Origin of the sequence: Kribbella sp. NPDC051137, from assembly GCF_040682535.1 — a bacterium.
GTDB classification, from domain to species: Bacteria; Actinomycetota; Actinomycetes; order Propionibacteriales; family Kribbellaceae; genus Kribbella; species Kribbella karoonensis.
Genome location: NZ_JBFBBI010000001.1, coordinates 651,387 through 677,660, shown reverse-complemented (window position 1 = coordinate 677,660; position 26,274 = coordinate 651,387). Strand labels below are relative to the sequence as shown.

The window sequence follows — 26,274 nt, the reverse complement described above, 5'->3', positions numbered from 1 at the left end:
CCCGGCTGCGACGATGAGCTACGACGCCTCGAGGGCCAACGCCTCCCGGTAACCGAGCCGGCGGCCGGTCTGCAGCAAGGTCCGTTCGTACAGCCGGGCACCGATCCGCACGATCAGCACGGTGGTCGCCAGCAACACGGCGATCGCGACCAGCGGCTGCCAGATCGGCACGTCCTCGGTGAGCATCCGTCCCGGCATCGACATCGACGACGCGATCGGGACGAACGACGCGACCGTCTTGGCCGACGTACCGGCGAACACCGAGAAGAAGAACGGGATCATCAGGATCATCTGCCCGGGCAGTGTGGTCGACCCCAGGTCCTCCTGCCGCGTGGCCAGCGAGCCGGCGACCGCCCACAGCCCGGCCAGCGCGACGAACCCGAGCACGAAGAACACCACGAACCACCCGGCGACCGGAGCCACCACCTCGAGTACGGCGGCCTGGTCGGTGGCGAGCAGCCCGATGAGCGAGGCCCCGGCGATCACCACGATCTGCGCGAGCGCCAGCACCGTGTTGCCGAGCACCTTGCCCCACAGCAGCGCGCGGATCGGCACCGCGGCGGCCAGGATCTCGACGACCCGGCTCTCCTTCTCCTGGACGACGCTCTGCGCGATCATCATGCCGAACCCGAGCGCGGTCATGTAGAACACCAGTGCCAGCCCGATGTTGACGAAGTGCGACACCAGATCCGGCAGCGGACCGGGTTTCAGCAGGCTGACCTCGACCTTCGTCCCGGCGTGCAGCTCGGCCGGTGTCAGCCCGGCCTTGGCCGCGTTCGCCGCCGTACCGATCGTCGACGCGGCCTCCCGCAGCGCGCTCTCGACACTGCTGTCGACCTGGTCCTTGCCGAGTACGACGTACCCGTCGGTGCCGGGCAGCAGTGCCGCCTTCACGTCGCCGTCGGTGACGGCCTTCTCGGCGGCGGGGCGGTCGGCCAGCCGGACCACGTCGTACCCCTTGCCGCCGACCGTGGCCGACGCCTGCTGCACCACCTTCGCGGCGGCGTCGTCGACGACGCCGATCTTCGCCGCGCTCCCCTTGCCGACCAGGACCGCCGGCAGGCTCGTCGCGGCCATCACGATCAGCAGCATCACCAGGGTCGAGCCGACGAACGTCTTGTCCCGCAGCTTCGTGCTGATCTCGCGCTCGGCGATCAGCACCCACGGCCTGTCGAGCATGTTCATCGGGTCGCCTCCCGGAAGACGTCGCTGAGCGCCACCCGCTCCGGCCCGAACTGCAGCACCGGCCCGCGGCTGATCGCCTCCTGCAGGATCTTCTGCTCCACGGTCGCGTCCAGTACGTCGAACAGCGCCGTACCGCCGGCCACGTCCCGCACCTGGATCCCGCGCACGTCCCGCAGCCAGCCCGCGTCGCCCTCCACCACCAGGCGGTACGTCGCCGCGGACCCGGCGGACAGCTCCGCGACCGGCCCGGCCGCGACCACCTTGCCGCGGGACAGTACGACGAGGTCGTCACACAGCCGCTCCACCAGGTCGAGCTGGTGGCTCGAGAACAGCACCGGCACCTCCGGCGTGACCTCGTCCCGGAGCAGGTCGACCATCGCGTCGACGGCGAGCGGGTCCAGCCCGCTGAACGGCTCGTCAAGCACCAGCGCGATCGGCTCGTGCACCAGCGCGGCCGCGATCTGCACGCGCTGCTGGTTGCCCAGCGACAGCGTCTCGAGTACGTCGGTGGCGCGCTCGGCCAGCCCGAGCCGCTCGAGCAGCCGGTCCGTCCGCTCCAATGCCCGCTCCGGGCCGAGCCCGTGCAGCCGGCCGAAGAACACCAGCTGGTCGCGGATCTTCATCTTGGGGTACAAGCCGCGCTCCTCGGGCATGTACCCGAAGTCGCGGCGGACGTCCTGTGTCAGCCGGCCGTCCTGCCAGCGCACCTCGCCGGCCGTCGCCGCCAGGACGCCGAGGATGATCCGCATCGTCGTCGTCTTCCCGGCCCCGTTGGCCCCGACGAACCCGGTCATCCGTCCCGGTACGACGTCGAAGGTCACGTCGTCCAGCGCCAGATGATCACCGAACCGCCGGGTGAGTCCACTCACCCTCAGCATGTGTGTCACCGTTCCCATCAAGGTCAGCCCCCCGGCCGGGCTGGTCCACCCGACGATGACAAAGCTATGGAGAACGGCCCTGCGCGCACGTCGCCCGCGCGACGGACCACCGAGGTCATCCGCGCGACGGACGGGGTCAGGCGGAGGCGTCGTCGCCGGGGGTGACGAGGCCGCACTCGTACGCGAAGACGACCGCCTGGACGCGGTCGCGGAGGCCGAGTTTGAGCAGCACCCGGGACACGTGCGTCTTCACGGTCGCCTCACCGACGTACAACTGGGCGGCGATCTCGGTGTTCGTGAGGCCGCGGGCGATCAGGCCGAGCACCTCGCGTTCGCGCTCGGTCAGGTCCGCGAGCAGGTCCGGCCGGTACACGCGCTCGCCGCCGCCGGTGAACCGCTTGATCACCCGCCGGGTCACCTCCGGCGCCAGCAGCGCGTGCCCGGAGTGCACGATCTGGATCGCCTCGACCAGGTCCTCGGGCGCGGTGTTCTTCAGCAGGAAGCCGCTCGCCCCGGCCCCGAGCGACTCGAACAGGTAGTCGTCGCGGTCGAACGTGGTCAGGATGACGACCTTCCCGGCGTCCTCGGCGACGATCCGCTGGGTCGCGGTGATCCCGTCCATGCCGGGCATCTGGACGTCCATCAGGACGACGTCCGGGCGCAGCGCGAGCGCCAGCTCGATCGCCTTCTCGCCGTCGGACGCCTCGCCGACCACCTCGATCTCCGGCTCGACCGACAGGATCATCCGGAACCCGGCCCGGACCAGATCCTGGTCGTCCACCAGCAGAACCCGCATCACGTCACCCACCTGCCACCACAACTCCAATCGGGATCCGCACCCGGACCCGGAATCCTCCCACGGGCCGCGGGCCGATCTCGCTCTCGCCGCCGAGCAGCGCGACCCGCTCGCGGATCCCGACGTGGCCGAGCCGGCTGCCGACCGGCGCGTGCTTGGGCCGGCCGTCGTCCAGCACCTCCAGCTCCACCGCGTCACCGAGGTAACGCAGCGTGAGGTGGGCGCTGCGCGCGGTCGAGTGCTTGCGGACGTTCGACAGCGCCTCCTGCGCGATCCGGTACACCGACACCGAGACCGTCTTCGGCAGCTCGACCGGGGCCCCGATCTGGTGGAACCCGACCTCCAGGCCGAGCCCGTTCGCCTCCGCGATCAGCGCCGGCAGCCGGTCCGCCCCCGCCTGCGGTGCCTTCGGGTCCGGCGCACCGACGTCGAGGTCCGGGTCGGCCGCGCGGAGCATGCCGAGCAGCTGGCGCATCTCGTTCACCGCGCTCCGGCTGGACTCCTCGATCACGTTCAGCGCGTTCTTCGCGGCGTCCGGGTCGGTGTCCATCACCCGGCGCGCGCCGCCGGCCTGGATGCCGATGCTGCTGATGTGGTGCGCGACCACGTCGTGCAGCTCGCGGGAGATCCGCAGCCGCTCGTCGATCACCGCGCGCCGGGAATTCGCCTCCTGCTGGGCGGCGAGCTCGGTCGCCTGCTCCTCGAGTTCGTACCGCTGCCGCGCGGTGGACCACGCCGTACGGCCCCAGAAGTACGCGCCGAAGAAGTACAGGACGTTCAGCGAGACGGTGATGATCACGTTCGACACGTACGGCGAGAACAGCCCGTGGTTCGGGCCCTCGATCGCGTTCGCCTGCAGCGCCTTGACGAAGTTGATCGTCAGCCAGCCGAACATCCCGATGAACACCAGCGCGACCGCGGCCTTCATCAGCCGCCGGTCCTTCGCCCAGGCGACGGCGGCGTAGATCGCCATGAACATCGTCGACTGGGTGACCAGATTGCCCTGGAAGGAGAACCCGGCCCGCTCGCCGTTCACCACGAACAGGACCGCTACCGCCAGCACCACCGGGATCGGCCAGCGGCGCCGGAAGCACAGCGGCAGCGCGACGGCGGCGCTCAGCACGTACGGCTCGACGCCCCCGATGCCGAGGCTGACGTGCACCCGCGACCCACCCCGGGCGAGCTCGGTCCCGAACACCCCGGCGACCGCCATCCCGAGGCCGAGCAGTACGTCGTACCGCCGCTCGCGGGCCGTCGGCGCCGGACGGGTCCAGCCACGCACGCCGCTGCCGGACGCGGGTGGCGTCAGCGGTTCGGCATCCGAACGCAGGTCAACGGTGGACATGGCTCATCAGCCTACGGGTGGAACGCTCCTGAACGGCGGCGCGTACCCTTGGACGCGTGACGATCGCCCCAGAAGGACGGAAACTGCTCAGGCTCGAGGTGCGCAACGCGGAGACCCCGATCGAGCGCAAACCCGAGTGGATCAAGACCCGCGCCAAGATGGGCCCGGAGTACCAGGCGCTGCAGAAGCTCGTGAAGTCCGAGCAGCTGCACACGGTGTGCCAGGAAGCCGGCTGCCCGAACATCTTCGAGTGCTGGGAGGACCGCGAGGCGACCTTCCTGATCGGCGGTGATCAGTGCACCCGGCGCTGTGACTTCTGCCAGATCGACACCGGCAAGCCGGAGGAGCTGGACCGCGACGAGCCGCGCCGGGTGGCCGAGTCGGTGCGGACCATGGGCCTGCGGTACGCGACCGTGACCGGCGTCGCCCGCGACGACCTGGACGACGGCGGCGCCTGGCTGTACGCCGAGACCATCCGGCAGATCCACGAGCTCAACCCGGGCACCGGCGTCGAGATGCTCGCGCCCGACTTCAACGCCGTACCCGAGCAGCTGGCCGAGGTGTTCTCCTCCCGGCCGGAGGTGTTCGCGCACAACGTCGAGACCGTGCCGCGGATCTTCCGCCGGATCCGGCCCGGCTTCCGCTACGAGCGTTCGCTGGACGTCATCACCCAGGCCCGCGACTACGGCCTGGTCACCAAGTCGAACCTGATCCTCGGGATGGGCGAGACCCGCGACGAGGTCAGCCAGGCGCTCAAGGACCTGCACGCGGCGGGGTGCGAGATCATCACGATCACGCAGTACCTGCGGCCCTCGGTGCGACACCACCCGGTCGAGCGCTGGGTGCGGCCGGAGGAGTTCGTCGAGCTCGACGCCGAGGCGCAGGAGATCGGATTCGCCGGTGTCATGTCCGGTCCGCTGGTACGGTCCTCGTACCGCGCCGGTCGGCTGTACCGTCAGGCGGTCGAGTCACGGATGAACGCCGCTCAGGCATAAAACAGGACAGGGTAGAGATGGCCAAGAACGACGCTCCCGCGGAGAAGACCAGCAGGCTCAAGCAGATCCTGCAGGCCTATCAGATGACCAGGAAGTCCGACCCGAAGGTCGGACTGGTGCTCGCCGGGATCTTCCTCGGCATCCTCGCGGTGTTCGTCGTGCTCGCGCTGGTGGTCGGGCCGCTGCTGGTCTGGCTGCCGCTGGGCGTGGCGCTCGCGTTCCTGGCCACCACGATCATCTTCGGCCGCAAGGTCGAGAAGGCGGCGTACAGCCAGATCGAGGGCCAGGCCGGAGCCGCCGCGTCGGCGCTGCAGACGCTCCGCCGGGGCTGGAACGTGACGCCGGCGGTCGCCGTCACGAAGAACTCCGACATCGTCCACCGGGTGGTCGGCCGGCCCGGCATCGTGCTGGTCGGCGAGGGCCAGGCCAGCCGGGTGAAGAACCTGCTGGCCGCCGAGGCGAAGAAGCACAACCGGGTCGCGGGCGGGGCCCCGGTGACGCAGATCATCGCCGGTCAGGGCGAGGGCGAGATCGACATCCGCAAGCTCACCAAGCACGTGATGAAGCTCCCGGCGGTCATGCAGCCGTCCGAGATCACCGACCTGCTGCAGCGGCTGAAGGCGCTGGACGCGGTCCGTCCGCAGGTGCCGATGCCCAAGGGTCCGGTGCCGACGAGCCTGAAGGGCGCCCGCCAGGCCATGCGCGGCCGGTGATCAAACTGTAACCAAGAGGCATGTTGGGCAGTTGAACTGTTCAGACATGCGCCGTGGGGAGGCTGGTTGCCCATAGAGTGCGACCAGGACGGGATTACAGGGGAACAGACGACATGACGGACCTCATGCCGGCGGTCCATCAGCCGGAGACCGAGACGTGGCCGACACTGGCCCGGCCGCGTTCCAATCCGGTACGCCGGTACGGTGCGGCGACCGCGATCCGGCTGATCGCCAAGGACCTGCCCGCCACCATCCACCTGGACAGCAACCGGTCCTACGGGTTGGGTGGGCCGGCCATGCGGGTGCACCGGACGTCGGCGTTCCTGGACCGGCTCGGGCAGGACGCCGGGTCGGGGTTCGGCGAGGCGTACCTGGCCGGCGACTGGGATCCTGAGCCGGGCACCGACCTGGCCGACCTGCTGGTGCCGTTCGCCGAGCGGTTCAGCAACGAGGAGACCCGGCACCTGCTGCCGAAGTGGGCGCAGTCGCTGCGCTGGCTGGTCACCAGGTCGCAGCCTGGCGAGCAGGAGAACGACCGGGCCGGTGCCCGGGAGAACGTCAGCCGGCACTACGACCTGAGCAACGCGATGTTCTCCGAGTTCCTCGACCCGACGCTGACCTATTCGGCGGCGTACTTCGGAGACACGGCTGATCTCGCGACCGCGTCGTACGACGAACTCAACGCCGCGCAGCTGCGCAAGCTGGACTCGATCCTCGACGCCGCCGGTGTGCGGTCCGGGTCGCGGGTGCTCGACATCGGGTGCGGCTGGGCCAGCCTGGCGATCCGGGCCGCGCAGCGCGGCGCCTGGGTGACCGCGATCACGATCGCCTCCCAGCAGGCACTGCTCGCGCAGCGGCGGATCGCCGAGGCCGGCGTCGGCGACCGGGTGCAGGTCGCGCTGCGCGACTACCGCGACCAGATCGGCGAGTTCGACGCGGTGCTGAGCGTGGAGATGATCGAGGCGGTCGGCGAGAAGTACTGGCCGGTGTACTTCGACGCGATCGAGCGCCGGCTGGCGCCCGGCGGGGTCGGCGTCGTGCAGGCGATCGTGATGCCGCACGAGCGGATGCTCGCCACCCGGAACACGTTCACCTGGGTGCAGAAGTACATCTTCCCCGGCGGCCTGATCCCGTCGATCAAGGTGATCGAGGAGGTCACCGCGCAGCACACCGGGCTGCGCGCCGAGGTGATCCGGCACCTGGGCGCGGACTACGCGCGGACACTGCGGATCTGGCGGAACCGGTTCATCGAGCGCTGGCCGGCGATCGCGGACCTCGGCTTCGACGACACCTTCCGGCGGATGTGGGAGTTCTACCTCGCCTACTCCGAGGCGGGCTTCCGCACCGGCTACCTCGACGACGTACAGCTGCTGCTGACCAGGCGCTAACGCCGTACGACGATGGTCTTGGCGGCCAGGTCGTGGAGGCCGCGGCGCTCGCGGTCGAACACCACCGCCGGGATGACGAGACAGATCAGCAGGCTGCGGATGATGCCCGCGAGCAGTCCGGGCGAACCGTCGTACGTCTTCCTGTCACGCACCGGCGCGACCCGCAGGCCGCACAGCCGGTGCCCGATCGTGCTGCCGACCAGCCCGACGAGGATCGCGGACATCGCGAAGAACGCGGTGGTGTGCATCAGGCTGTAGTCGTTCCCGCCGGCCCACATCGGCCGGCCGGTCAGCACGGACGCGATCAGGCCGGCCAGCAGCCAGTCGATCAGCAGCGCGAGCACCCGGCGTCCCCAGCTTCCGACCGAGCCGGAACCCTCCTCGGGCAGACCCAGCCGGTTGCCCGGGTATCGGAATTCTCCGGAGGGCCCGGTTGCGGGCGAAGCGGATGATGCCATGATGGCTAGCCTACGGACACGTTCCGGGAGCGCGCGGCGCGGGCTGCGAGATCTCAGGGCGTAACCGCCGTACACCAGTGGGTCAGCGCGGACACGCTGGGCGTAACATCCGCGAAACATCAGGGTCACGACGGAGAAACCGGCAGGCCCTACGTTCAGATGAATCTCTGAGCCACCCTAGGAGTACGTATGTTTTCCAGCGCGGAGGAGCTGCTCGCCTACGTCAAGGACGAGGGAGTCGAGATCGTCGACATCCGGTTCTGCGACCTTCCGGGCATCATGCAGCACTTCACCGTTCCGGTGTCGTCGTTCGGTCCCGAGGTCTTCGAGGAGGGCCTGGCGTTCGACGGTTCGTCGGTGCGCGGCTTCCAGCAGATCCACGAGTCGGACATGAAGCTGCTGCCGGACCCGACCAGCGCGTTCATCGACGAGTTCCGCAGCGCCAAGACGCTGGTCGTGAACTTCTTCGTGCACGACCCGCTGACCGGTGAGGCGTACAGCCGGGACCCGCGCAACATCGCCCGGAAGGCCCAGGAGTACCTGAAGTCGACCGGTATCGCGGACACCGCGTTCTTCGCGCCGGAGGCCGAGTTCTACGTCTTCGACGACGTCCGGTTCGAGACCAAGTCGAACGGCGCGCACTACTCGATCGACTCGATCGCCGGCGCCTGGAACACCGGCCGGGTCGAGGACGGCGGCAACCGCGGCTACAAGGTCCGCTACAAGGGTGGCTACTTCCCCGTCGCGCCGACCGACCACTTCGGTGAGCTGCGCGACGACATCACACTGGCGCTGGAGCGGTCCGGGCTGATCGTCGAGCGCGCCCACCACGAGGTCGGCACGGCGGGTCAGGCCGAGATCAACTTCCGCTTCGACGAGCTGCTCAAGGCCGCCGACGACGTGATGAAGTTCAAGTACATCGTCAAGAACACCGCCTGGAAGGCCGGCAAGACCGCGACCTTCATGCCGAAGCCGATCTTCGGTGACAACGGCTCCGGCATGCACTGCCACCAGTCGCTGTGGAGCAACGGCGACCCGCTGTTCTACGACGAGTCCGGGTACGGCGGCCTGTCCGACGTGGCCCGCTGGTACATCGGCGGCCTGCTGAAGCACGCCCCGTCGCTGCTGGCCTTCACGAACCCGACGGTGAACTCGTACCACCGCCTGGTGCCGGGCTTCGAGGCGCCGGTCAACCTGGTCTACTCGTCCCGGAACCGCTCGGCCTGCATCCGGATCCCGATCACCGGCTCGAACCCGAAGGCCAAGCGCATCGAGTTCCGCTGCCCGGACCCGTCGGCGAACCCGTACCTGGCGTTCTCGGCCCAGCTGCTGGCCGGCCTGGACGGCATCCGCAACAAGATCGAGCCGGCCGACCCGGTCGACAAGGACCTCTACGAGCTGCCGCCGGAGGAGCACGCGGGTATCGCCCAGGTGCCGACCTCGCTGCCGGCCGTGATCGACTCTCTCGAGGCCGACCACGAGTTCCTGCTCGAGGGCGACGTCTTCACCTCCGACCTGATCGAGACCTGGATCGACCTCAAGCGCGACAACGAGATCGCCCCGATCCAGCTCCGCCCCCACCCGCACGAGTTCGAGCTGTACTACGACGTGTGAGTCGCACCTGACCCGCTGAACCGGCGGCCGACCTCTCGAGGTCGGCCGCCGTTCCAGTTCTTTCGCGGGTGTCGGCCGGGGCGTACGGTGAGGGTGTGGCGTCGAGATCTCTGCCGCAACGTGTGGTCCGCGCGGTAGGCGAAAGCCCCCTGGCCGAGCGGCTCGCCCACGCCCAGGAGGTCTTGTACCGGCCGCTGATCGGCTGGGCGCGGCAGAGCTTCCTGCACACCGACGTGCTCGGTCATTCCGTGCATCCGTCGCTGACCGACGTGACGACCGGATGCTGGCTCGGCGCATCGCTCCTCGACCTTGCCGGTGGATCCGGGTCCCGGCGGGGCGCGACACTGCTCGCGGGCTGCGGCGTACTGGCCGCGATGCCGACAGCGCTCGCCGGCGCCGCCGACTGGTCGGAGCTGTCCGGCGAGGAACGCCGGATCGGTGCCGTCCACTCGCTCGGCGCGGACACGGCAACATTCCTCTTCGTCGGCTCGCTCGTCGCACGGCTACGCGGCCAACACGAGCGCGGCACCGCACTCGCTCTGGCCGGGAACCTGGTGATGGCAGGTGCCGGCTTCCTCGGCGGCCATCTTGCGCTGCAACGCGGGACCGCCCGCCGGGACTAGGGGTTCGCAACGGCGGCAACGCCGAGGTGGACCGCCTCGGCGCGGGGAAGCGGGCTCGCTGCCTACACGGCAGGGATGCCGCCGACTGCGTCAATGGCGGCGCGCAGCCGGCCTTGGCTTTCGATCAGCCACTCGGTCATCGCCGGCCAGGCAACGGTGTCGGCCACGTCGACGAACTCGGAGTACACGACGATCCTCGCGGCCTTCCGGCCCGGCATAGGGTCCCAGGTGGCGCTCTCGCCGAGAGCCGCGTCGAACTCGTCCCTCCGTGCGAGAAGTGCGTCGTAGCGGGCCTGGTTCGCGGCCGCGTCGGGCGCCTCGAAGTACAACTGCACGCACAGCCCTGCCCGGGTGAACGACATCGACACGACGGCGCCACTGGTCCCGACCGCCATGTTGAACCACGACGCCTTGGTCGACGAACGCGCCCTGCTCCATCCCGGATGCCGCGCCTGAATCGCAGTCCGCGTCTGCTCCCAGAAATCCCAGTACAACCGGTCGCGGTCGGTCATCGTCCCGGTGGCGGCTGCCGTCGCGGACTTGACCTGCTTCTCCCAGTCGTTCGGCTGCGCAACCAGCTTGAACGCGGGGGCAGGTGCCGAGTCGCCGATCCGCACCACGTCGATCTCGACGCCGAAGAAGCGAGTGTCCTCGTCCGTGTGCTCATTGAGCCAGTCGAGCGCCGCCCGGTGCTCGGGGCGGAAGCCCGAGGTCACCCAGACGATCGTTCCGGGGTTGGTCCCGGCAGCGTAGGTGAGGATCTGGCCCAGATGGGCGTGGTCGGACCCTTCCAACTGGTTCTCCACGATGACCGTCCGTCCGGTGGCTTCGTCGCGTCCCAGGAGGTCCAGCGAGAAGTCGCCCACCGGATGCTCGGCGAGGTCGAGGACGAGATCCATCCCGAGCAGATCGGACAGTACGTCGACGTTCGCGAGCAGCCAGGGTGTGAAGTCGTGTGCCTCGTGAGGCCACACCTCGCGGGCGGGCACGGCCGTCAGGCGTCCGAGGGGTTGCGTCATCTCGAGAGACTAGGGCATGTCTGACAATTCCGCGCCGTAGCGAGGAGGTGCCCGGTGCGGTAGCTCGGCGCGCGGGGGCGAAGGCCTCGATGCGGAGCATCGTGGTCTTTGCACCCGTGCGGCGAGGTGCCGTGCCGGGTGCCCCGCAGTAGGCGCGGAATTGTCAGACACGCCCTAAGCCCTGGAGGGGTTGGTCAGGTTGTCGAGTTCGGCGAGCGCTTCGGTGTCGAGGTGGATGTCGGCGGTGCGCAGGTTCTGCTCGAGGTGGGCGACGGTGCGGGTGCCTGGGATCAGGGCGGTGTGGTCGTTGTGGGCGAGGATCCAGGCGAGGCAGACGGCGGCCGGGGTGGTGTCGAGTCGGGTCGCGAGTTGCTGTACGACGGGGTGGTCGGTCGGGGACGGAATCTGGTCGAAGGCTGAGCCCAGCGGGAAGTACGGGATCCAGGCGATGCCGTTCTCCGCGCAGAGCTCCAGCTGCCGCTCGGACGAGCGGTCGAGCACGCTGTAGGCGTTCTGGACGCAGACGATGCCGGCCGGCAGTGCCTGCCGGAGTTGGGCGGTGCTCATGTTGCTGAGGCCGATCGCGCCGATCAGGCCCTCGTTGCGGAGGGCAATCAGTTCGGCGAGCTGGTCGTCGAGGGGGACGATCTGGTCACCTTCGGCGATCAGGCCCGGGCCTTGGTCGGCGCGGCGGAGGTTGACCACCGGGATCCGGTCCAGGCCGAGCGAGGTGAGATCGAGGTGGACCTGCGCGCGGAGGTCCTCGGGGCGTTGGGCCAGGGCGAGCCGCATGGGCGTGTCCACGCGGCGGGCGCCGACCTTGCTCACGATCACCAGGTCGGCCGGGTACGGGTGCAGGGCGTCGCGGATGTGCTTGTTGACCGTCGTGAAGCCGTAGAACGAGGCGGTGTCGAGGTGGTTGACGCCCAGCTCGACGGCACGGCGCAGTACGGCGGTCGCCGCGGCCGTGTCCACGTGCTCGAGCTGCATCGCGCCGTACCCGATCCTGGCGATCTCGTGCTGCCCGAGCTTGACGGTTCCGCCCGGTCGTGGGGATGTCATCAGTGGTGTCCTCAGCTAGAGTCGACGAAAACGGAGATTTCTCCGCTTCAATCGACGATAGCACTAACTGGAGGTTTCTCCACTTATGCGAGCGGACGCGGCACGCAAGCGCGAGCAGGTGGTAGCGGCAGCGGGTGACGAGCTCGCCGATCTCGCGCTGGCCGCGCGCAACGGCGAGGCGGTCCGGCTGTCGCTCGACCGGGTCGCGGCCCGGGCCCGGGTCGGTGTGGCCACGCTCTACCGGCACTTCCCGACCCGCGAGGCCCTCCTCGAGGCGGTCTACCACCAGGAACTCACGCGCCTGTGCGATGCCGCGCCGGACATGGCCGCCGCGGCGCCCGCCGACGAAGCCCTCCTGGCCTGGATGCACCGTTATCTGGACTTCGTCGACTCCAAACGAGCAATGGGTGGCGATCTGCGCGCGATGGTCGCCTCCGGCGCCGTGACGCAGTCCCACACCCGCGCCCGGCTCACCGCCGCCGTGGAGCCTTTTCTTGCTGCGGGAGCGGCCGCGGGCATCCTCAGGACCGACGTACCGCCCGGCGACGTCGTCGCGGCGATGGCCGGCGCGGTGATCGCGGCCGCCCCGGAGCAGCAGCGCGAGCAGACCGAACGTCTGCTCGCGCTCCTGATCGACGGGTTGCGCCCCTAGGACGGGCTCAGGCGAAGGTCTGCATGCCGATGACGCGGAGCAGATCGAGCTTCTCGCGGGCATCGGTGCCTTCGATCGGGAGGAACGCACGGACGCGCAGGTCGGCCGCCGGGGTGAGCAGCGTCTGGCAGGCGAGGTCGAGGGCGCCGACCTCGGCGTGCAGGAAGCGCTTGCGGGGCAGGCGATGGACCGCAACCTCGTGCAACTCCCACAGGTCGCGGAACTCCTCGCTCTGCTCCAACAGATCGGCGACCAGTTCGGTCACGTCTCGATCGCCCATCCGGCGTGATTGAGTGGCGCGGAGATCGGCGACGTGGGCAGCGGCGTGGGCATCCCAGTCCTCCTCCGGGAAGATCTCGCGGAGCCCGGGATCGGTGAACCAGCGCCAGGTCAGATTCCGGTTTCGACGTCCACCGGTCTGGGGGCCGAGGACGACGTCGGCGAGCGCGTTCTGCCACAGCACCTCGTCCAGATCGTTGGCGATCAGGACCGGGATGTCGGTGAGCCGTTCGACCAGGCTCAGCAGGCCCGGATCGAGATGATTGCCGGCCAGTCGCAGCGGCGACGAGAAGCCGGCCAGATGGTAGAGGTGGTCGCGCTCGTCGAGATCGCAGCGTAGGGCGCGGGCCAGGTTGGCGATGATCGGCTCCGACGGGTTCGCGCCCCGGGACTGTTCCAGCCGCGAGTAGTAGTCGGTGGAGATGGCGGCGAGCTGTGCGACCTCCTCGCGACGCAGACCCGGCGTCCGCCGGCGAACGCCGTCCGGGAGGCCGACGTCGGCCGGGCGCAGCAACTCGCGGCGCCTGCGAAGGAAGTCTGCGAGCCCGTCACGATCGATCACACCCTCCATCATGCGTGCCGGGTCCGCTGCTATCCAGGGACAACCTGTCCGTGGATGAGGTGGACCTTCCCCGCGGTCGCCGCCGGCCGCAGGCTGGAAGCAACCCAAGGAGGAAGCCTTCATGCACTACCGCACACTCGGCCGGACCGGTATCAAGGTCAGCCCGTACGCCCTCGGCGCGATGATGTTCGGTGCCGTCGGCAACACCGACCACGACGAGTCGATCCGGATCATCCACAAGGCGCTGGATGCCGGGATCAACTTCGTCGACACCGCGGACGCGTACTCGCACGGTGAGTCCGAGGAGATCGTCGGCAAGGCGCTCAAGGGTCGCCGCGACAATGTCGTCCTGGCCTCCAAGGCCCATCTGCCGATGGGTGACGACCCCAATCAGCGCGGCAACTCCCGGCGCTGGCTGATCACCGCCGCCGAGAACTCGCTGCGCCGGCTGGGCACCGATCACCTGGACCTCTTCCAGGTCCACCGGCCCGACCCGGACACCGACATCGAGGAGACCCTCTCGGCGCTGACCGACCTGATCCGCAGCGGCAAGGTGCGAGCGATCGGTACGTCGACGATGCCGGCCAGCGAGCTCGTCGAGGCGCACTGGGTGGCCGAGCGCCGCGGCCTCGAACGGTTCCGTACCGAGCAGCCGCCGTACTCGATCCTGAACCGCGGAATCGAGCGCGAGGTGCTGCCGGTCGTCCAGCGGTACGGAATGGGCGCGCTGGTCTGGAGCCCGCTCGCACAAGGCCTGCTCACCGGCCGCTCCCCCGCCGACCTGCGGCGGACGGCGGTCTTCGGCCACATGACCGATCAGCGGCGACTCGACGCCGTCGAGCAGTTGGTCCCGGTCGCCGAGGCGGCCGGACTCAAGCTGACCCATCTCGCGATGGCGTTCGCGATCGCGCACCCGGCCGTCACGTCGGCGATCATCGGGCCGCGCACGATGGAACATCTCGACGACGCGCTGGCCGGCGTGGACGTGGTGCTCGGCGACGACGTCCTCGACCAGATCGACAAGATCGTTCCGCCGGGCACCGACGTCGGCCGGCTCGACATGGACTACGACACGCCGCCCATTCTCGACGCCGGCCTCCGTCGCCGCCCGATCGAAGGCCGAGCCGCGGCCTAGCGCTCCCCGAACCGGTTTTGGGAGCGGGACACCAGGCCATAGCTTGCCTACGGCCTGGTGTCCCGGCACCGGACGGATGTACGAGCGGTCTACTTGTACGTCGCCGTCACGTGGTAGACGCGGCCGCCCCAGCCGTCGTTGGGGAACGAGTCGGAGATGCGGACGTAGCCGGCCTTTCCGGCGCCCAGGTACGGCGTGAGGTCGAACGTGCGGTCGGCCTTGTTCTGGCCGTCGTGGTACTGGTTCGTCTCGGTGGCGACCGTGGTCCAGTTCTGCCCGTCGCCACTGAGCTGGACGGCGAACTCGTTGTCGATTGTCAACACTACGGATGCAGACTTCGCGTCGGCCGGGAACGGGAAGCGGTAGACGAAGTACGAGTGCCCGTCCGCGAACCGGTTCTGTACGCCGTTGCTCTGCGACCCGTCGGCGTCGTACAGCCACGGCGTCTCGGCCGACGTACCGGTGTCGAAGTCGGCCTTGTGGGCGATGAGGATGTCGGACCGCGTGCTGTACGAGAGCAGCGGACCGGACGTCACGGTCGCGGTCACCGAATGCGTGCCGTCCGCCGCACCGGCCGGGATCGTCACGTCGAGCTGCACAGCGGCGTGCACGGGTACGGCGTTACCGCGGGTCGTCAGGGTCACCGACGAACGCGTCGGCGTCACCGTCCAGCCTGACGGGGCGGCCGCCTGGACGTTGGCCGTGATCTGCTGGTCGGCCGGGCCGGTGGCCTGGACATCGACCGTCACCTTCACATGAGTGCTTGCCGAGGGCATCACGACCGGGAGCGCCGGGTCAGTTGTCGCGGACAACGACCGGATCGGCGGCGTGGCCGGTACGGCGGCCAGCAGCGCGCTCAGGGCGCTGGCCTGGGTACGCCAGTCGAAGACGTTCGGGGTCTGCCCGGACCACCGCTCCCCCAGCCGGTCGGACGCGTCGCGGTCGTTGTCCCAGATCGTGGCGGCCTGCTGCGCGACGAAGTCGGCGTAGCGGCTGTCGTGCGTGGTGTCGGCGAGGTCCGTCCAGTACCGCATGAAGATGCCCTTGAACTGCTTGCCGTTGTCGTCACACGTCCGGCCCGGCGCGTCGCAGTACTCCGTGAGTACGCCATCAGTGACGAGTCCGCCGGGGGCGATCGCGGCGTCGGCCAGCCGCCGTACGGTGGTCAGCAACGCGGGGTTGCGAGTCGCCCTCCACAGTTCGAGGCCGGCGCCGATCGCGAGGCCCTGGTTGTAGGACCAGACCGTGTCGCCGTTGCTCTGGCAGTTGTCCTTGAGTCCGTCGTTCACCAGGCCGGCGGAGTTGATCATGCCGCTCTTCGTGAACCAGTTCCAGCCCTCCTGCGCGCGGCCGAGCCAGCGGGTGTCATCCGGCATCCGGTTGTGCAGCTCGGCGGTCAAGCGGATCCACAGGCCGTTGGTGACGGCGTTCTTGTACGTGCGTTCGCCGTTCCACCAGACACCGCCGCCACACGTGCTCGGGTCCCAGTAGCCCTCGACGTACTCCGCGATCTTGACCGCCATGTCGAGGTACTTCGGGTTCTTGGTCAGGTCGTACGCCTGCACCCAGGTCAGGCCCCACCACTCGGAGTCGTCGATCGCGCGGCTGGTGAAGTTGCCGAGCAACTCGTCGCCGGACAGGTACCCGGCGGGGAACGCGCCCTTGTCCTTCTCGAACGTGTTGTCCAGCTGCGGCAGGTAGCGACGGTCGCCGGTGCGCTGCATGTAGTCGCCGATTGTCTGCAATGCGACAGCCGAGTTCCACCAGCTCGACGGGAACCAGGCCTTGCCCGGTTCGTAGGAGCTCATCAGCTGGTCGGCGGCGACACGCGCCCGGGCGACCGCGGTCGGGCCGGACGCGGCCTCGCCGGGACTGGCGCCGGCCGGTGGCGACACCAGCCCGAGGGCGAGCGTCACCGCCCCGGCCAGCAGTAGACGGAAGGTACGACGATGGACGGGCATGGACGGATCTCCTCGAGCTTGGAAACGTTTCACCGAGCCTCGAGGAAGAATCGTCGTCGCGCGAGACAACGATGTCAATGGGTCGTCCTACTGCAGAATGTCAACAATCTGCGCGAGCTGCGCCGACGTCAGCGGCCCGTGCCGCAGAGCGCCCGCGTTCTCCTCCACCTGCGCGACCGTCTTGAACCCGGGAATCGGCACGAACGCCTCGCTCCGGCCCCACAACCAGCCGAGCGCACCCTGCGCGAGCGTCCGCCCGTCCGAGGTCAGTACGTCGCGGATCGCCTCCAGTCGGCGCAACGACTCGGCCTGGTCACCGGTCCGGAAGTCCCACCCGTGCCGTACGTCGTCCGCGGGCAGCGTGCTGTCCGCGGTGAACTTCCCGGTCAGCAGGCCCATCCCGAGCGGACCCCGGACGATACTCGCCAGCCCGCGCTCCTCACACAGCGCGAGCACGTCCGCGTTGCCGCCGAACACGTTGAAGTGCTGCTGGATCGCCTTGCAGTGCGGGCTTTTCGCGAACACCGCCGCCCGCTCCGGGTCGTCCGTACTCCACCCGATCGCCCGGGCCTTGCCCGCGGCAACCAGTTCCTCGAAGACCGCGAGCACCTCGTCCGCCTTCGCCAGGTCGTACCCACCGAGATGGAACTGGTACAGGTCGATCCGGTCGGTGTTCAGCCGCCGCAACGACTCGTCGCAGGCCCAGCGGATGTACTCCGGATCCCCGTTCTCCCCCGGCGCCTCCCGCGTCTCCTCGACGTAGGTGTACCCGGCCTTCGACGCGATCACGATCTCGTCCCGGACGTCCCCGAGCGCCTCCGCGATCAGCTTCTCGCTGTGCCCGCACCCGTAGACGTCAGCCGTGTCGAAGAACGTCACGCCGAGCTCGTACGCCCGCCGCAACGCCCGCACCGACTCCCCGTCGTCGATGACGCCCCACCCGACCGGACTCCCCTGCCGGGCATGCGGCCCACCGATGGCCCAGCACCCCATCCCGAGCCCACTGATCTCCACCTCACCGATCGACCGCCGTACCATCCGAACCTCCGCCAACGGGAACGTTTCCAGCATCGTGCGCACAAACCCGGCCGGGAGTCCAACAACCATTCCTGCTGACGCCGACAATCCTGGCTACTGAGTGGGCAGCGCGGGGTCAGACGCCGGTCCGGGCCTCGACCCGGCCGGAGCGGACGGCTTCGGTGAAGGTTTGATGGTCGGTCTGGTTGAGATCGGCGTACGTCGCGGCGAAGGTGGCGACGGCTTCGTCGAAACGCGTGGACTTGCCGAGGTAGGCGGCGAGGGCGAAGCGGTCGCCGGAGCGGGCGTGGGCACGGGCCAGGGTCCAGCCGCAGAGGCGGGCGTACAGGGTCATGGCCTCGGGGTTGAGGGTTTCGATGTCGGCGGAGAGCTTCCAGTCCCGGAGCTGGCGGACGTAGTAATCCTGTTCACCGTCGGCCGCCTCGGCGCGGAGCCAGCCGAGGAAGATGTCGCTGGCGGCCTGCATCAGGCGCTGGCCGGCGACGACCCGCTCGCCTTCGTTGGCGTGCACGGACGGGGAGAGGTACGTCGACAACGCGGACGGACGGGCCTGCTTGGCCTGCAACAACAGCGCCTCGTCGGCGACGGTCGACTCCAGCAGCATGATCCACGCGCGGGTGCCGACGCTGCCCACGCCGACGACCTTGTGTGCGACACCGGTGAGCCGGTAGTTGTCGAGCAGATGCCGCCGGTCCTGCTGCAGCGTGCTGCGGTACCCCTCGACGAGGTGCCGCAACTGCCCGAGCACCATAGACCCGTCGATCTCGGTCAGCTGCTCCAGCGGGACGACCAACGGAGGGTCCGCGACGATCCGTCGTCTTCCGTCGACCACCGAGGTGAGCTTGCCGATCGCCTGCATGCTGGTCCGCGTGTATGCCTTTGCCAGCTTTCCCTCGACCGCCTTCAGCTGCTTGCGCTGCGCCGACTTCACTGTCGCCCTGTAGCGTTGGACGAGTTCCTCGATGTCCAGCCGTGCGTACCAGACAGCCAGGATCGGCTGCGCGGCGAACTCCCGCATCGCCTCCCGGTAGTGCCGCGCCACGGTCCGCACGACCGTACGGCACTGCTTCGAGCTGAACCCGTTGTCACGACCCGCGACTACGAAGCTCGCCGCCAGTCGCTTCACGTCCCACTCGAACGACCCCGGCAACGTCTCGTCGAAGTCGTTGATGTCGAACACCAGCCGCCGATCCGGCGACGCGTACGCGCCGAAGTTCGACAGGTGCGCGTCCCCGCACAGCTGCACGTCGAGCCCGGTCGGCGTGGTCCCGGCAAGATCCGCGGCCATCACCAGCGCCGCTCCGCGGTAGAACGTGAACGGCGACACCAGCATCCGTCCGTGCCGGATCGGCACCAGCGCGGGCACCCGCCCCTCGGCCTGCCTGAGCACCAGCCCGACGGGGTCGCGCGTCGCGCTCAACCGCACCTCGGCATGCGCCTCCAGCGGGACCTTCCGACGTACCGCCTTGCCCCGCGCCGCCCGCTCCGCCGCCGTCAGCTCCTCGTTCATGAACTCAGCGTCCCACGCGGAGACCACGACCTGAGACACCCAAAGTCAACCAATTGAATCGACTTACTCTGCTGCCCATGACTTTCCTCTGGTACATCCCGAATCAGGTTGAGCCCGGGCACCGTGGGGACGACACCGGCCGGGGACACAACAGCATCGAGCGGCTGACCGAGCTCGCCCGGCTCGCCGAGGACCACGGTTGGTCCGGCGCGCTGCTCGGCACCGGGTGGGGCCGGCCGGACACGTTCACGGTCGCGACCGCGCTCGCCGCCCGGACGACGACGTTCCAGCCGCTGGCCGCGATCCGCCCCGGGTACTGGCATCCCGCGCACTTCGCCTCCGCCGCGAGCACGCTCGACCAGCTCACCGGCGGGCGGCTGCTGATCAACATCGTCTCCGGGCAGGACAACCTCGCCGCGTACGGCGACAGCGAGGGCGACCAGCCGCAGCGCTACGCCCGCACCAAGGAGTTCCTGCAACTGGTACGGCGGTTGTGGACCGCGGAGGACGTGACGTACGACGGCGAGTACTTCTCGGTCCGCGGATCCACCGTCGCCACGCGACCCGTCGTACGCGAAGGCCGGCCGCATCCCAGGCTGTACTTCGGCGGCGCGTCCGACGCGGCGCAGCGGGTCGCCGCGACGGATGCCGACGTGCAGCTCTTCTGGGGCGAACCACTCGACGGCATCGCCGCCCGGATCGCCGCGCTGCGGGTACTGGAAGCCGAACTCGGCCGCGAACACCCGCCCCTCGAGTTCGGCCTGCGCATCACCACGCTCGTCCGTGACACCACGGACCAAGCCTGGGCCGATGCCGAGTCCAAGGTTGCCCGGATGGCCGAAAAACAAGGCGCCCGGGACCACCGCTGGTTCAAGGCCGTCGGCCAGCAACGCCTTCTGGAGCTCACCGAACGCGGTGAGGTCCTGGACGAGAACCTCTACACCGCTCCCGGAAAGTACGGCGGCGGAGGCGCCGGCACGACCTGGCTGGTCGGCTCCCCCGACGACGTGGCGAAGTCCCTCCGCCGCTACCGCGACCTCGGCGTCACCCACTTCATCCTCTCCGACACCCCGTACCGCGAGGAAACCATCCGCATCGGCGACCAACTGCTGCCCTTGCTCCACTGAAATCTATGCGAATCGCATACAATTACCACCATGGACCTCGAAGGAGCGATCAACCGCTGGCATCAACAGGTGAACGACAGAGAAGCCGTTGCCGAGGTGGTGAGTGACCCGGTGGTGGTACTCGGACCGAAGGGCGCCGGGCCGATCACCCCGGACGGGTTCGCGGACTGGGTGGAACGGTCCGGGATCAAGCTGATGCCGCGGTCCTGGCACCCGATCAGCGACCGGATGATGGTGGTCGAGGAGGATGCGACCTGGCCGGACACTCCCCGGCCGACGCGGGTGGCGACGGTCTTCCGGGTGACCGGCGACAAGGTGTCGGCCGCGCTCCGGTTGCCGGATCTGAAGCAGGCCTTGGAGTTGGCATACATCTGGCGCGAGCTGGCCGCGACAGAGTGAGCGCGGGACCGGGGCAGGTGTTGTTCGAGTTCGTACGCCACTGGGCGCGACGTACGGCGCCTGACGTCGCCGAGCAGGGGCGGCTCGTGATGGTGGTGGAGTCCGTGTACGCCGTCAGCGGGCGCGGGACCGCGACGATCAACGCGGTCGCCCACGAGATCGGAATCGACCAGAGTGGCGCGTCCCGGATGGTGAAGGAGGCCGCGTCAGCGGGGTATCTGGAAGTGCGGGCCGCAGGGGGCGATGCGCGCCGGCGTGAGGTCGGCGTGACGGACACCGGGCTCGAACTGCTCGCGCAGGCACACGGATGGCAGGAGCAGGTGTTCTCGGAACTCAGCGCGGGTTGGACCGAGCGACGTCGTACCCAGTTCCGCCGGGACCTGTTGAGCCTGCTGGAGCGGTCGCGCCTTGAAGGCTGATTGAACGTGATCACCGCTTGACGGTCGTCTGCTGTGTGTGATCGGTTGACTACCTGGCGCTGTGAGGCATGTGAGGAGCACAGATGGTCGAATATCTGCCCCGGTCCGCGTGGAACGCGCGGCCGCCGAACGCCGGGCCGGGCAACCTGACCGCGTCCCACGTCGAAGGCGCGGTCATCCACTGGCCGGGCACCGGCTCGACGAAGGTCATCCACACCAGGACAGCGGTCGCGTCCGCGTTGCGCGGCTGGCAGGACTACCACATGGACACCCGCGGCTGGTCGGACATCGCCTACCAGATCGCGGTCGACCAGGAAGGCCGGGCCTGGACCCTGCGCGGCATGCGCACCAAGTCCGGCGCGAACGGCGACGCCGACGTCAACGACCGGTACGGCGCGATCCTGCTGGTGCTGGTCACCGGCGAGCAGCCGTCCGCCGCGATGAAGGCGACCACCCGCGCGGTGATCGCCGACTTCCGCAAGCTCTATCCCCGCGGTACGGCGATCAGGCCGCACTCCGCGGTCCGCCCGGAGCCGACCGACTGCCCCGGCGATCCCGCCCGCGCCGCGATCGCCCGCGGCGACTTCAACCCCGGCCACTCGGAGGACGACGACATGACCCCGGCGCAGATGCAGGAACTGAAGAACTTCATCGAGGCCCGCACGCAGGCCTACGCACTTTGGGTCCACAAGCAGCTGCGTCGCGACCTGACCGCGGTCGCGAAGGCGTACGCACTGGACATCAAGAACTACGAGCGCCAGACCGACGCCGCGGACGCGGCCCGCGCGGCCGCCGCGGTCTGGGCCACCGCCCCGAAGAACCTGGCCGCCGACGCGCCGGCCCAGCAGGAGCCGCAGGTCCCGGACCCGAACACCGACCCGAAGCTCGAGGACCACGCCCTCGACCCGTTCCCACCGGTCGAAGACGCCAAGGCCGAAGAAGCCAAGTAGGTCACCCACCCAGGCGTCGCGGGAGCAGCGCAGCTGATCACGTTCAGCGCCCTGCGGCCTTCAGGACTCGCAGGGCGTTCAGCGTGATCAGCTCGTTCGGCCCGGTGCGCCCCCAGTCGACGACCTCGGGCGACCGGCTGCCGCCGACGGGACCCCACCACGGCGTCCCCGCAGTCCACCGGCCGTCGGGGCGACGCTGCCGCTCCAACTCGTCCAACGCGTCGCCGGCGCGCTCATCTCCGGCAAGCCCGAGCCGCGACAGGACCAGCAATGCCTGCAGGATGTCGTAGTGCCAGTACGGCGGATAGTGCGGCCGCAACCACTTCGGGTTGATCACCTCACCGGTCGACAGGCTCCGGAACAACCGGTGCTCGAGGAACAGCTCCCCCGCTCGCAACGCTCCGGCCCGCGCCGCGATCTCTCCCGTGGCGCGGTAGTACTCGTGCAGTCCCCAGGCCGCGGCATGCGTCTCGTGGAACGACGACCGTCGGCCGCTCGCGCGGCGGTCGCAGTTCCACCCGCCGTCAGGCCATTGCCACTCCAACAGTCCCTCGGCCAGGCGTTGCACGCGCGGATCGCCCGCCATCCCGAGCCGGCTGCATGCAGCCAGTGTGTTGCCTTCGATCGACCCGCATCGCCGTACGAGTCCGTCGACGACACGCACGCCGTACTTGAGCGATCGCATCACCTCGGCCAGGTCGTACTCCGCGGCCTCGACCGCTCGCGGCTCGCCCGGCGGTACCTCGAGCTCGACCAGCGAGACGATCCGCCAGTGCGCGCCGGTCCACTTCTTGTACGCCCGCTTGTCCGCACACGCGTCCGTCAGCAGCGTCCGCACCATCCGCCCGGCGAGGACTTCCTCGGCTGACTCCTCGCCCAGCAGGTCCCGCCGGGCCAGCTTCCGAACCGCCGGCTCATCCGACTCCAGCAACCACCCGGTCGCGTCCATCTCCACATTCTGTCGGCGCAGCCTGCTTGGATACCACCGTGGACCTCAAGCAGCTGCAGGACCGGCTCGAGAAGATCTCCGTCGGGTACGGCGTCCGCCTCGGCTTCGAGCGCGACCCCGACTGGTTCCTGCTCAAACTCCAGGAGGAGGTCGGCGAGCTCACCCAGGCCTACCTCCAGCACACCGGCCGCGCCCGGACGAAGGGCGCGACCGCAGAGCAGATCCGCGACACGTTCCACCAGGAGTTCGCCGACGTCCTGTGCCAGGTGCTCCTGTTCGCCAAGCAGCACGACGTCGACCTCCCCGCCGAGATCGAGCGCAAGTGGCTGGTCTACGAAGCCTGACGGGAGCGACCAGGACCGGCGTTCTTGATCAGCAGACCGAGCACGGTCAGCTGGGCGAGCACTGCCAGCACCAGTAGCGGGATGCCCAGCCAGACCGGCAGCGTGAAGCCGGTCTGCAGCGTCGCGAGGAAGTACGGGAAGACGATGCCGAACGGCCAGACGAACGTGCCGGTCCACTTCTCCGCGCGGGTCCAGCGGTCCGACGTCCACAGCAGGAGGACGCCGACTCCCCAGCCGATCAGCGCGACGAACGCGCCGAGCACCAGCAGCACGAGCGCCATCACCTCGCGCCCGCGGAACTTCGGCCGGTACCGGTCGACCAGGACGAGCCCGTCCGTCGACGCCGCCACCAGTTCGTCCGGATCGCCCAGCCGCTGCAGCATCCGGCGTACGTCGTCCTCCGAGGTGGCGCCGGCCGCGCGGGCCTCGGCGATGTGTGACGTCACGTCTGCGACCAGCTCGGTACGCCGGGACTCGGGCAGCGGCTCGGCGGCCTTCGTGAGGTACTTCAGGTAGGCGTCGACGAGCCGGTCGCCGCTCTGCTGCGCGTTCATACGCGGGCCTCCTTGATCAGCGCGACGTACACGGCGATCGCGATCACCGCGCCGACCAGCAGACTCACCCAGACCGGCGGCTGGAAGAACTCGCAGCACGCCGCAGCGGTCCAGCCGACCGGCCAGGCGACGGTGCCTGCGATCTTCCAGACCGTGGTCCAGCGGTTCGACGTCCACAGCAACCAGACGCCGACCAGCCAGCCGATCCCCAGCACGAACGGCCCGAACACCAGCAACCCCAGCGTGATCCAGTCGCGGGTCCGTAGCCGCGGCTCCGACGCCTGCAGTGCGGCACCATTCGTCATTTCCATGTTCATCCCCGTCTCCCACTCTGCAAGATCTTGTCGACCGACGCGCAGAACCGTTGCCAGTCCGCGGTGAACTCGGCCAGTGCCCGGCTGCCCTCGGGTGTCGAGGTGTAGTAGCGCCGCGGTGGCCCGGACCCGGACTCCTGCCAGCTCGTCTCCACCAGACCCTCGCGCCGCAACCGCGCGAGGAGTGGGTAGATCGTGCCTTCGGTGGTGACCAGTCCGTCGACCTCACCGAGCGCCTTGACCAACTCGAAACCGTAACGGGGCTCTCCCTGCAACAGCGCGAGGACGCAGTACTCCAGCGTCCCGCGGCGCAGCTGGGTGAAGACCTTCTCCGCTACCATGCGACACAAGGTACCTGTCCGCACCAAGATCCGGCAAGGACGCCTGACCCGTCAGGCGGTCTTGGGCCGGACGCTGAACATCAGCATCAGTACGACGGCCGGGATCACCGTCACCCAGAGGCCGGGGAGGTTGAGCAGCACCGGCGCCAGGCAGACCACCAGCAGGTCGAACCCGCGGGCCGGCTGCGAGAACAGCCCGGGCGGGATCGCGCCCATCGGTGACGTGACGAGCGGTCCGGCGTACGACGGCGGGCGCGCGGAGGCCTGCCGTACGGTGCCGGAAATGATGCCCGCGGCAACGGCGAAGGTCGACGCCGCGCTGCCGATCGCCGGGAACGCGCAGGCCGCCCAGACGACCGCGACCGCGGCGGGCACGACCGCCATCACGATCCGCAGGTCCCGGAGGTCCCAGCCGAGCGCCCGCACCAGCCCGGTCGAGCGGCACGCGGTACGCAGACCGTCGAGCAACGGCCGTACGGCGATGAACCCGGCGATGGCGGCGGCGATCGGTACGAGTACGTGGAATCCGGCGCCGTGTACGGCGTACGGCACGACCAGCAACGCGAACGCGACGGCGAGGCGGCGCGGCCAGCGGAGGATCCGGTGGAACTCCCGTTGCACGATCGCTGCCCCGTTCGCGCCCCGGCCGCGGTGCGAGCGGACCCGCCCCTTCAACCGCCAGTGCCGCCCGGCGATCACGTCGCCCAGCATGCTGATGTCCAGACTGCTCGCCGCACCGGCCAGCCCCGCCAGCAGTTCACCACCGGCGATCACACTGATCCGACCCAGCCGGTCGAGTGTCCGCGACATCACGAAGGCCAACGCGAGGCACACCAGCACAGCCGCTGCGGCGAGCAGGAGGCCCGTGTTGCTGCCACTCGTAGAGACGTACATCGAGAGCGTTTCGACCGTCGCGCCCTTGGTCGGATCGGGACGCAGCGCAAGCACGACCGCCGGTACGACGGCCGCCAGCAGCAGCACGTCCGCGATCCGCAGCGCCCACCAGGTACGCCGGACCGTCTGCTGTGCCCACGCGGTGGCGACCGCCGCGCACACCAGCGCCGCGCCGATCAGCACGGCCGCCTCGAAGACGCCGGACACGGGCGCGCCGAGGAGGGCCCAGATGATGCCGCCGACGATCACGCCGACGACTCCGACGGTGGCGATCACGAGGCGGTAGGCAGGACGGAGGAGGGCGGCGCGATTGACCGGGGTGGCGAGCAGCCAGAAGCCGGTGGCGCGGGACGCCGACACCGGGCCGACGGCCAGCAGCACCCGGAGCGTCGTTGCCAGCAGCAACGGTATGACGATCCACGGTAACCACGAGGTCAGCCGATGGCAGCCCAGAGACGCGCAGCCGGCCGCGTTCGAGTTCAGGTGCCGTACGACGTTGCCGCCGGTCGCGCCGGCCATCGCCAGCGTGAACAGGACCAGGTAGACGTCCTCGAAGATCTCCCAGAACGACCGGTCCGCGTGCTTGCGCCGGGTGGTCCGCATCCACTGCCGCAGCGCCCGCGACGACGGGATCGCCCCGAAGTCCGCCGGGTCGAACTCCACCAGCCCGTCCGCCGCGGTCATGGGGCCTCCCGGTCTGGACTGAGGAGCGCAGCGACGAGGGAAGACCGGGAGTAACAGCCCCATGACCCGCCGCGCCGGAGGCGTGG

The 26,274-nt window shown here is 69.4% G+C and carries 28 protein-coding genes; 12 read left to right on the top strand and 16 right to left on the bottom strand.

From position 1 onward, the window contains the following. Nucleotides 1-18: 18 nt before the first annotated feature. From AB0M51_RS03275 to AB0M51_RS03260, 4 genes are all read right to left on the bottom strand, one after another. Nucleotides 19-1,185 (bottom strand): ABC transporter permease, encoded by a 1,167-nt coding sequence (locus AB0M51_RS03275; RefSeq protein ID WP_344198155.1) that lies wholly within the window; start codon nt 1,183-1,185, stop codon nt 19-21. After that, entirely contained in the window at nt 1,182-2,063 is an 882-nt protein-coding gene (locus tag AB0M51_RS03270) for an ATP-binding cassette domain-containing protein (RefSeq protein ID WP_344198153.1), read from the bottom strand. Before AB0M51_RS03270 ends, AB0M51_RS03275 begins: the two co-directional genes overlap by 4 nt. 136 nt (nt 2,064-2,199) lie before the next feature. Beyond that, entirely contained in the window at nt 2,200-2,859 is a 660-nt protein-coding gene (locus AB0M51_RS03265; RefSeq protein WP_344198151.1) for a response regulator transcription factor, read from the bottom strand. 4 nt (nt 2,860-2,863) lie between these two features. Then, on the bottom strand, nt 2,864-4,204 hold the full coding sequence (locus AB0M51_RS03260) for a sensor histidine kinase (RefSeq protein ID WP_344198149.1): 1,341 nt from the start codon (nt 4,202-4,204) through the stop codon (nt 2,864-2,866). Between the two features lie 56 nt (nt 4,205-4,260). Between AB0M51_RS03260 and lipA the strand changes: the two genes are divergently transcribed. The 3 genes from lipA (at nt 4,261) to AB0M51_RS03245 (ending at nt 7,300) form a co-directional block, all read left to right on the top strand. After that, a complete protein-coding gene (lipA, locus tag AB0M51_RS03255; protein WP_344198147.1) occupies nt 4,261-5,199 on the top strand; it encodes a lipoyl synthase in 939 nt (312 codons plus the stop codon). A 17-nt stretch (nt 5,200-5,216) separates the two neighbouring features. Continuing rightward, on the top strand, nt 5,217-5,912 hold the full coding sequence (locus AB0M51_RS03250) for a DUF4191 domain-containing protein (protein WP_344198145.1): 696 nt from the start codon (nt 5,217-5,219) through the stop codon (nt 5,910-5,912). A 113-nt stretch (nt 5,913-6,025) separates the two neighbouring features. Beyond that, nucleotides 6,026-7,300 (top strand): cyclopropane-fatty-acyl-phospholipid synthase family protein, encoded by a 1,275-nt coding sequence (locus AB0M51_RS03245; RefSeq protein ID WP_344198144.1) that lies wholly within the window; start codon nt 6,026-6,028, stop codon nt 7,298-7,300. Here the strand turns inward: AB0M51_RS03245 and AB0M51_RS03240 are convergent. Further along, on the bottom strand, nt 7,297-7,758 hold the full coding sequence (locus tag AB0M51_RS03240; protein ID WP_363747900.1) for an RDD family protein: 462 nt from the start codon (nt 7,756-7,758) through the stop codon (nt 7,297-7,299). The two genes, AB0M51_RS03245 and AB0M51_RS03240, sit on opposite strands and share 4 nt — an antisense overlap. A 189-nt stretch (nt 7,759-7,947) precedes the next feature. Here AB0M51_RS03240 and glnA point away from each other — a divergent pair, with 189 nt between their 5' ends. Together glnA and AB0M51_RS03230 are read left to right on the top strand one after the other, a co-directional pair. After that, entirely contained in the window at nt 7,948-9,372 is a 1,425-nt protein-coding gene (gene glnA / locus AB0M51_RS03235) for a type I glutamate--ammonia ligase (RefSeq protein WP_363747898.1), read from the top strand. Nucleotides 9,373-9,467: 95 nt separating this feature from the next. Next, a complete protein-coding gene (locus AB0M51_RS03230) occupies nt 9,468-9,995 on the top strand; it encodes a DUF2231 domain-containing protein (protein ID WP_363747896.1) in 528 nt (175 codons plus the stop codon). Between the two features lie 62 nt (nt 9,996-10,057). On the opposite strand, the gene AB0M51_RS03225 is transcribed toward AB0M51_RS03230, so the two are convergent. Together AB0M51_RS03225 and AB0M51_RS03220 are read right to left on the bottom strand one after the other, a co-directional pair. Continuing rightward, a complete protein-coding gene (locus tag AB0M51_RS03225) occupies nt 10,058-11,014 on the bottom strand; it encodes a DUF4268 domain-containing protein (RefSeq protein ID WP_363747894.1) in 957 nt (318 codons plus the stop codon). A gap of 174 nt (nt 11,015-11,188) precedes the next feature. Next, on the bottom strand, nt 11,189-12,076 hold the full coding sequence (locus AB0M51_RS03220) for an aldo/keto reductase (protein ID WP_363747892.1): 888 nt from the start codon (nt 12,074-12,076) through the stop codon (nt 11,189-11,191). An 85-nt stretch (nt 12,077-12,161) separates the two neighbouring features. Between AB0M51_RS03220 and AB0M51_RS03215 the strand changes: the two genes are divergently transcribed. Then, a complete protein-coding gene (locus AB0M51_RS03215; RefSeq protein WP_344198133.1) occupies nt 12,162-12,728 on the top strand; it encodes a helix-turn-helix domain-containing protein in 567 nt (188 codons plus the stop codon). A gap of 7 nt (nt 12,729-12,735) precedes the next feature. On the opposite strand, the gene AB0M51_RS03210 is transcribed toward AB0M51_RS03215, so the two are convergent. Continuing rightward, nucleotides 12,736-13,578, bottom strand: a complete 843-nt coding sequence (locus AB0M51_RS03210; RefSeq protein WP_363748493.1) for a helix-turn-helix transcriptional regulator — start codon at nt 13,576-13,578, stop codon at nt 12,736-12,738. Nucleotides 13,579-13,690: 112 nt separating this feature from the next. Here AB0M51_RS03210 and AB0M51_RS03205 point away from each other — a divergent pair, with 112 nt between their 5' ends. Then, nucleotides 13,691-14,704: an aldo/keto reductase gene (locus AB0M51_RS03205; RefSeq protein ID WP_344198129.1), complete on the top strand. Its 1,014-nt coding sequence runs from the start codon at nt 13,691-13,693 to the stop codon at nt 14,702-14,704. An 89-nt stretch (nt 14,705-14,793) separates the two neighbouring features. Here the strand turns inward: AB0M51_RS03205 and AB0M51_RS03200 are convergent, their stop codons facing one another. The 3 genes from AB0M51_RS03200 to AB0M51_RS03190 form a co-directional block, all read right to left on the bottom strand. Continuing rightward, a complete protein-coding gene (locus AB0M51_RS03200) occupies nt 14,794-16,665 on the bottom strand; it encodes a glycoside hydrolase family 76 protein (RefSeq protein ID WP_363747890.1) in 1,872 nt (623 codons plus the stop codon). A gap of 87 nt (nt 16,666-16,752) precedes the next feature. After that, nucleotides 16,753-17,736, bottom strand: coding sequence for an aldo/keto reductase (locus tag AB0M51_RS03195; RefSeq protein ID WP_363747888.1), 984 nt, complete (start codon nt 17,734-17,736; stop codon nt 16,753-16,755). An 82-nt stretch (nt 17,737-17,818) separates the two neighbouring features. Then, nucleotides 17,819-19,213 (bottom strand): DUF2252 domain-containing protein, encoded by a 1,395-nt coding sequence (locus tag AB0M51_RS03190; RefSeq protein WP_363747886.1) that lies wholly within the window; start codon nt 19,211-19,213, stop codon nt 17,819-17,821. A gap of 77 nt (nt 19,214-19,290) precedes the next feature. Here AB0M51_RS03190 and AB0M51_RS03185 point away from each other — a divergent pair, with 77 nt between their 5' ends. From AB0M51_RS03185 to AB0M51_RS03170, 4 genes are all read left to right on the top strand, one after another. Beyond that, nucleotides 19,291-20,340 (top strand): LLM class flavin-dependent oxidoreductase, encoded by a 1,050-nt coding sequence (locus tag AB0M51_RS03185; RefSeq protein WP_363747884.1) that lies wholly within the window; start codon nt 19,291-19,293, stop codon nt 20,338-20,340. A gap of 30 nt (nt 20,341-20,370) precedes the next feature. Next, nucleotides 20,371-20,739, top strand: a complete 369-nt coding sequence (locus AB0M51_RS03180; protein WP_363747882.1) for a hypothetical protein — start codon at nt 20,371-20,373, stop codon at nt 20,737-20,739. A 17-nt stretch (nt 20,740-20,756) separates the two neighbouring features. Continuing rightward, on the top strand, nt 20,757-21,158 hold the full coding sequence (locus AB0M51_RS03175; protein WP_363747880.1) for a MarR family winged helix-turn-helix transcriptional regulator: 402 nt from the start codon (nt 20,757-20,759) through the stop codon (nt 21,156-21,158). 83 nt (nt 21,159-21,241) lie between these two features. Then, the gene (locus tag AB0M51_RS03170; protein ID WP_363747878.1) at nt 21,242-22,108 is read left to right on the top strand and encodes a peptidoglycan recognition family protein; all 867 of its coding nucleotides are present in this window, start codon (nt 21,242-21,244) and stop codon (nt 22,106-22,108) included. Between the two features lie 43 nt (nt 22,109-22,151). Here AB0M51_RS03170 and AB0M51_RS03165 read toward each other — a convergent pair whose 3' ends face one another. Beyond that, nucleotides 22,152-23,057, bottom strand: a complete 906-nt coding sequence (locus AB0M51_RS03165) for a hypothetical protein (RefSeq protein WP_363747876.1) — start codon at nt 23,055-23,057, stop codon at nt 22,152-22,154. Between the two features lie 38 nt (nt 23,058-23,095). On the opposite strand from AB0M51_RS03165, the gene AB0M51_RS03160 reads away from it, so the two are divergent. Further along, entirely contained in the window at nt 23,096-23,401 is a 306-nt protein-coding gene (locus tag AB0M51_RS03160) for a pyrophosphatase (protein WP_344198105.1), read from the top strand. Here the strand turns inward: AB0M51_RS03160 and AB0M51_RS03155 are convergent. From AB0M51_RS03155 to AB0M51_RS03140, 4 genes are read right to left on the bottom strand one after another with little or no spacing between them, the layout of a single operon-like run. Beyond that, nucleotides 23,389-23,955, bottom strand: coding sequence for a hypothetical protein (locus AB0M51_RS03155; RefSeq protein ID WP_344198103.1), 567 nt, complete (start codon nt 23,953-23,955; stop codon nt 23,389-23,391). The two genes, AB0M51_RS03160 and AB0M51_RS03155, sit on opposite strands and share 13 nt — an antisense overlap. Then, entirely contained in the window at nt 23,952-24,272 is a 321-nt protein-coding gene (locus tag AB0M51_RS03150) for a hypothetical protein (RefSeq protein ID WP_363747873.1), read from the bottom strand. The genes AB0M51_RS03155 and AB0M51_RS03150 overlap by 4 nt, the downstream gene beginning before the upstream one ends. Next, nucleotides 24,269-24,610 (bottom strand): PadR family transcriptional regulator, encoded by a 342-nt coding sequence (locus AB0M51_RS03145; protein ID WP_344198099.1) that lies wholly within the window; start codon nt 24,608-24,610, stop codon nt 24,269-24,271. The genes AB0M51_RS03150 and AB0M51_RS03145 overlap by 4 nt, the downstream gene beginning before the upstream one ends. A 51-nt stretch (nt 24,611-24,661) precedes the next feature. Continuing rightward, on the bottom strand, nt 24,662-26,188 hold the full coding sequence (locus AB0M51_RS03140) for a DUF6297 family protein (protein ID WP_363747871.1): 1,527 nt from the start codon (nt 26,186-26,188) through the stop codon (nt 24,662-24,664). Nucleotides 26,189-26,274: the final 86 nt, after the last annotated feature.

What these genes read in the sequence shown, in the direction of transcription:
- AB0M51_RS03275 (WP_344198155.1), bottom strand. Translation starts at nt 1,185, where the DNA reads ATGAACATGCTCGACAGGCCGTGGGTGCTGATCGCCGAGCGCGAGATC.
- AB0M51_RS03270 (WP_344198153.1), bottom strand. Translation starts at nt 2,063, where the DNA reads ATGCTGAGGGTGAGTGGACTCACCCGGCGGTTCGGTGATCATCTGGCG.
- AB0M51_RS03265 (WP_344198151.1), bottom strand. Translation starts at nt 2,859, where the DNA reads ATGCGGGTTCTGCTGGTGGACGACCAGGATCTGGTCCGGGCCGGGTTC.
- AB0M51_RS03260 (WP_344198149.1), bottom strand. Translation starts at nt 4,204, where the DNA reads ATGTCCACCGTTGACCTGCGTTCGGATGCCGAACCGCTGACGCCACCC.
- AB0M51_RS03250 (WP_344198145.1), top strand. Translation starts at nt 5,217, where the DNA reads ATGGCCAAGAACGACGCTCCCGCGGAGAAGACCAGCAGGCTCAAGCAG.
- AB0M51_RS03245 (WP_344198144.1), top strand. Translation starts at nt 6,026, where the DNA reads ATGACGGACCTCATGCCGGCGGTCCATCAGCCGGAGACCGAGACGTGG.
- AB0M51_RS03240 (WP_363747900.1), bottom strand. Translation starts at nt 7,758, where the DNA reads ATGGCATCATCCGCTTCGCCCGCAACCGGGCCCTCCGGAGAATTCCGA.
- glnA (WP_363747898.1), top strand. Translation starts at nt 7,948, where the DNA reads ATGTTTTCCAGCGCGGAGGAGCTGCTCGCCTACGTCAAGGACGAGGGA.
- AB0M51_RS03225 (WP_363747894.1), bottom strand. Translation starts at nt 11,014, where the DNA reads ATGACGCAACCCCTCGGACGCCTGACGGCCGTGCCCGCCCGCGAGGTG.
- AB0M51_RS03220 (WP_363747892.1), bottom strand. Translation starts at nt 12,076, where the DNA reads ATGACATCCCCACGACCGGGCGGAACCGTCAAGCTCGGGCAGCACGAG.
- AB0M51_RS03215 (WP_344198133.1), top strand. Translation starts at nt 12,162, where the DNA reads ATGCGAGCGGACGCGGCACGCAAGCGCGAGCAGGTGGTAGCGGCAGCG.
- AB0M51_RS03210 (WP_363748493.1), bottom strand. Translation starts at nt 13,578, where the DNA reads ATGGAGGGTGTGATCGATCGTGACGGGCTCGCAGACTTCCTTCGCAGG.
- AB0M51_RS03205 (WP_344198129.1), top strand. Translation starts at nt 13,691, where the DNA reads ATGCACTACCGCACACTCGGCCGGACCGGTATCAAGGTCAGCCCGTAC.
- AB0M51_RS03200 (WP_363747890.1), bottom strand. Translation starts at nt 16,665, where the DNA reads ATGCCCGTCCATCGTCGTACCTTCCGTCTACTGCTGGCCGGGGCGGTG.
- AB0M51_RS03195 (WP_363747888.1), bottom strand. Translation starts at nt 17,736, where the DNA reads ATGCTGGAAACGTTCCCGTTGGCGGAGGTTCGGATGGTACGGCGGTCG.
- AB0M51_RS03190 (WP_363747886.1), bottom strand. Translation starts at nt 19,213, where the DNA reads ATGAACGAGGAGCTGACGGCGGCGGAGCGGGCGGCGCGGGGCAAGGCG.
- AB0M51_RS03185 (WP_363747884.1), top strand. Translation starts at nt 19,291, where the DNA reads ATGACTTTCCTCTGGTACATCCCGAATCAGGTTGAGCCCGGGCACCGT.
- AB0M51_RS03180 (WP_363747882.1), top strand. Translation starts at nt 20,371, where the DNA reads ATGGACCTCGAAGGAGCGATCAACCGCTGGCATCAACAGGTGAACGAC.
- AB0M51_RS03170 (WP_363747878.1), top strand. Translation starts at nt 21,242, where the DNA reads ATGGTCGAATATCTGCCCCGGTCCGCGTGGAACGCGCGGCCGCCGAAC.
- AB0M51_RS03165 (WP_363747876.1), bottom strand. Translation starts at nt 23,057, where the DNA reads ATGGACGCGACCGGGTGGTTGCTGGAGTCGGATGAGCCGGCGGTTCGG.
- AB0M51_RS03155 (WP_344198103.1), bottom strand. Translation starts at nt 23,955, where the DNA reads ATGAACGCGCAGCAGAGCGGCGACCGGCTCGTCGACGCCTACCTGAAG.
- AB0M51_RS03150 (WP_363747873.1), bottom strand. Translation starts at nt 24,272, where the DNA reads ATGAACATGGAAATGACGAATGGTGCCGCACTGCAGGCGTCGGAGCCG.
- AB0M51_RS03145 (WP_344198099.1), bottom strand. Translation starts at nt 24,610, where the DNA reads ATGGTAGCGGAGAAGGTCTTCACCCAGCTGCGCCGCGGGACGCTGGAG.
- AB0M51_RS03140 (WP_363747871.1), bottom strand. Translation starts at nt 26,188, where the DNA reads ATGACCGCGGCGGACGGGCTGGTGGAGTTCGACCCGGCGGACTTCGGG.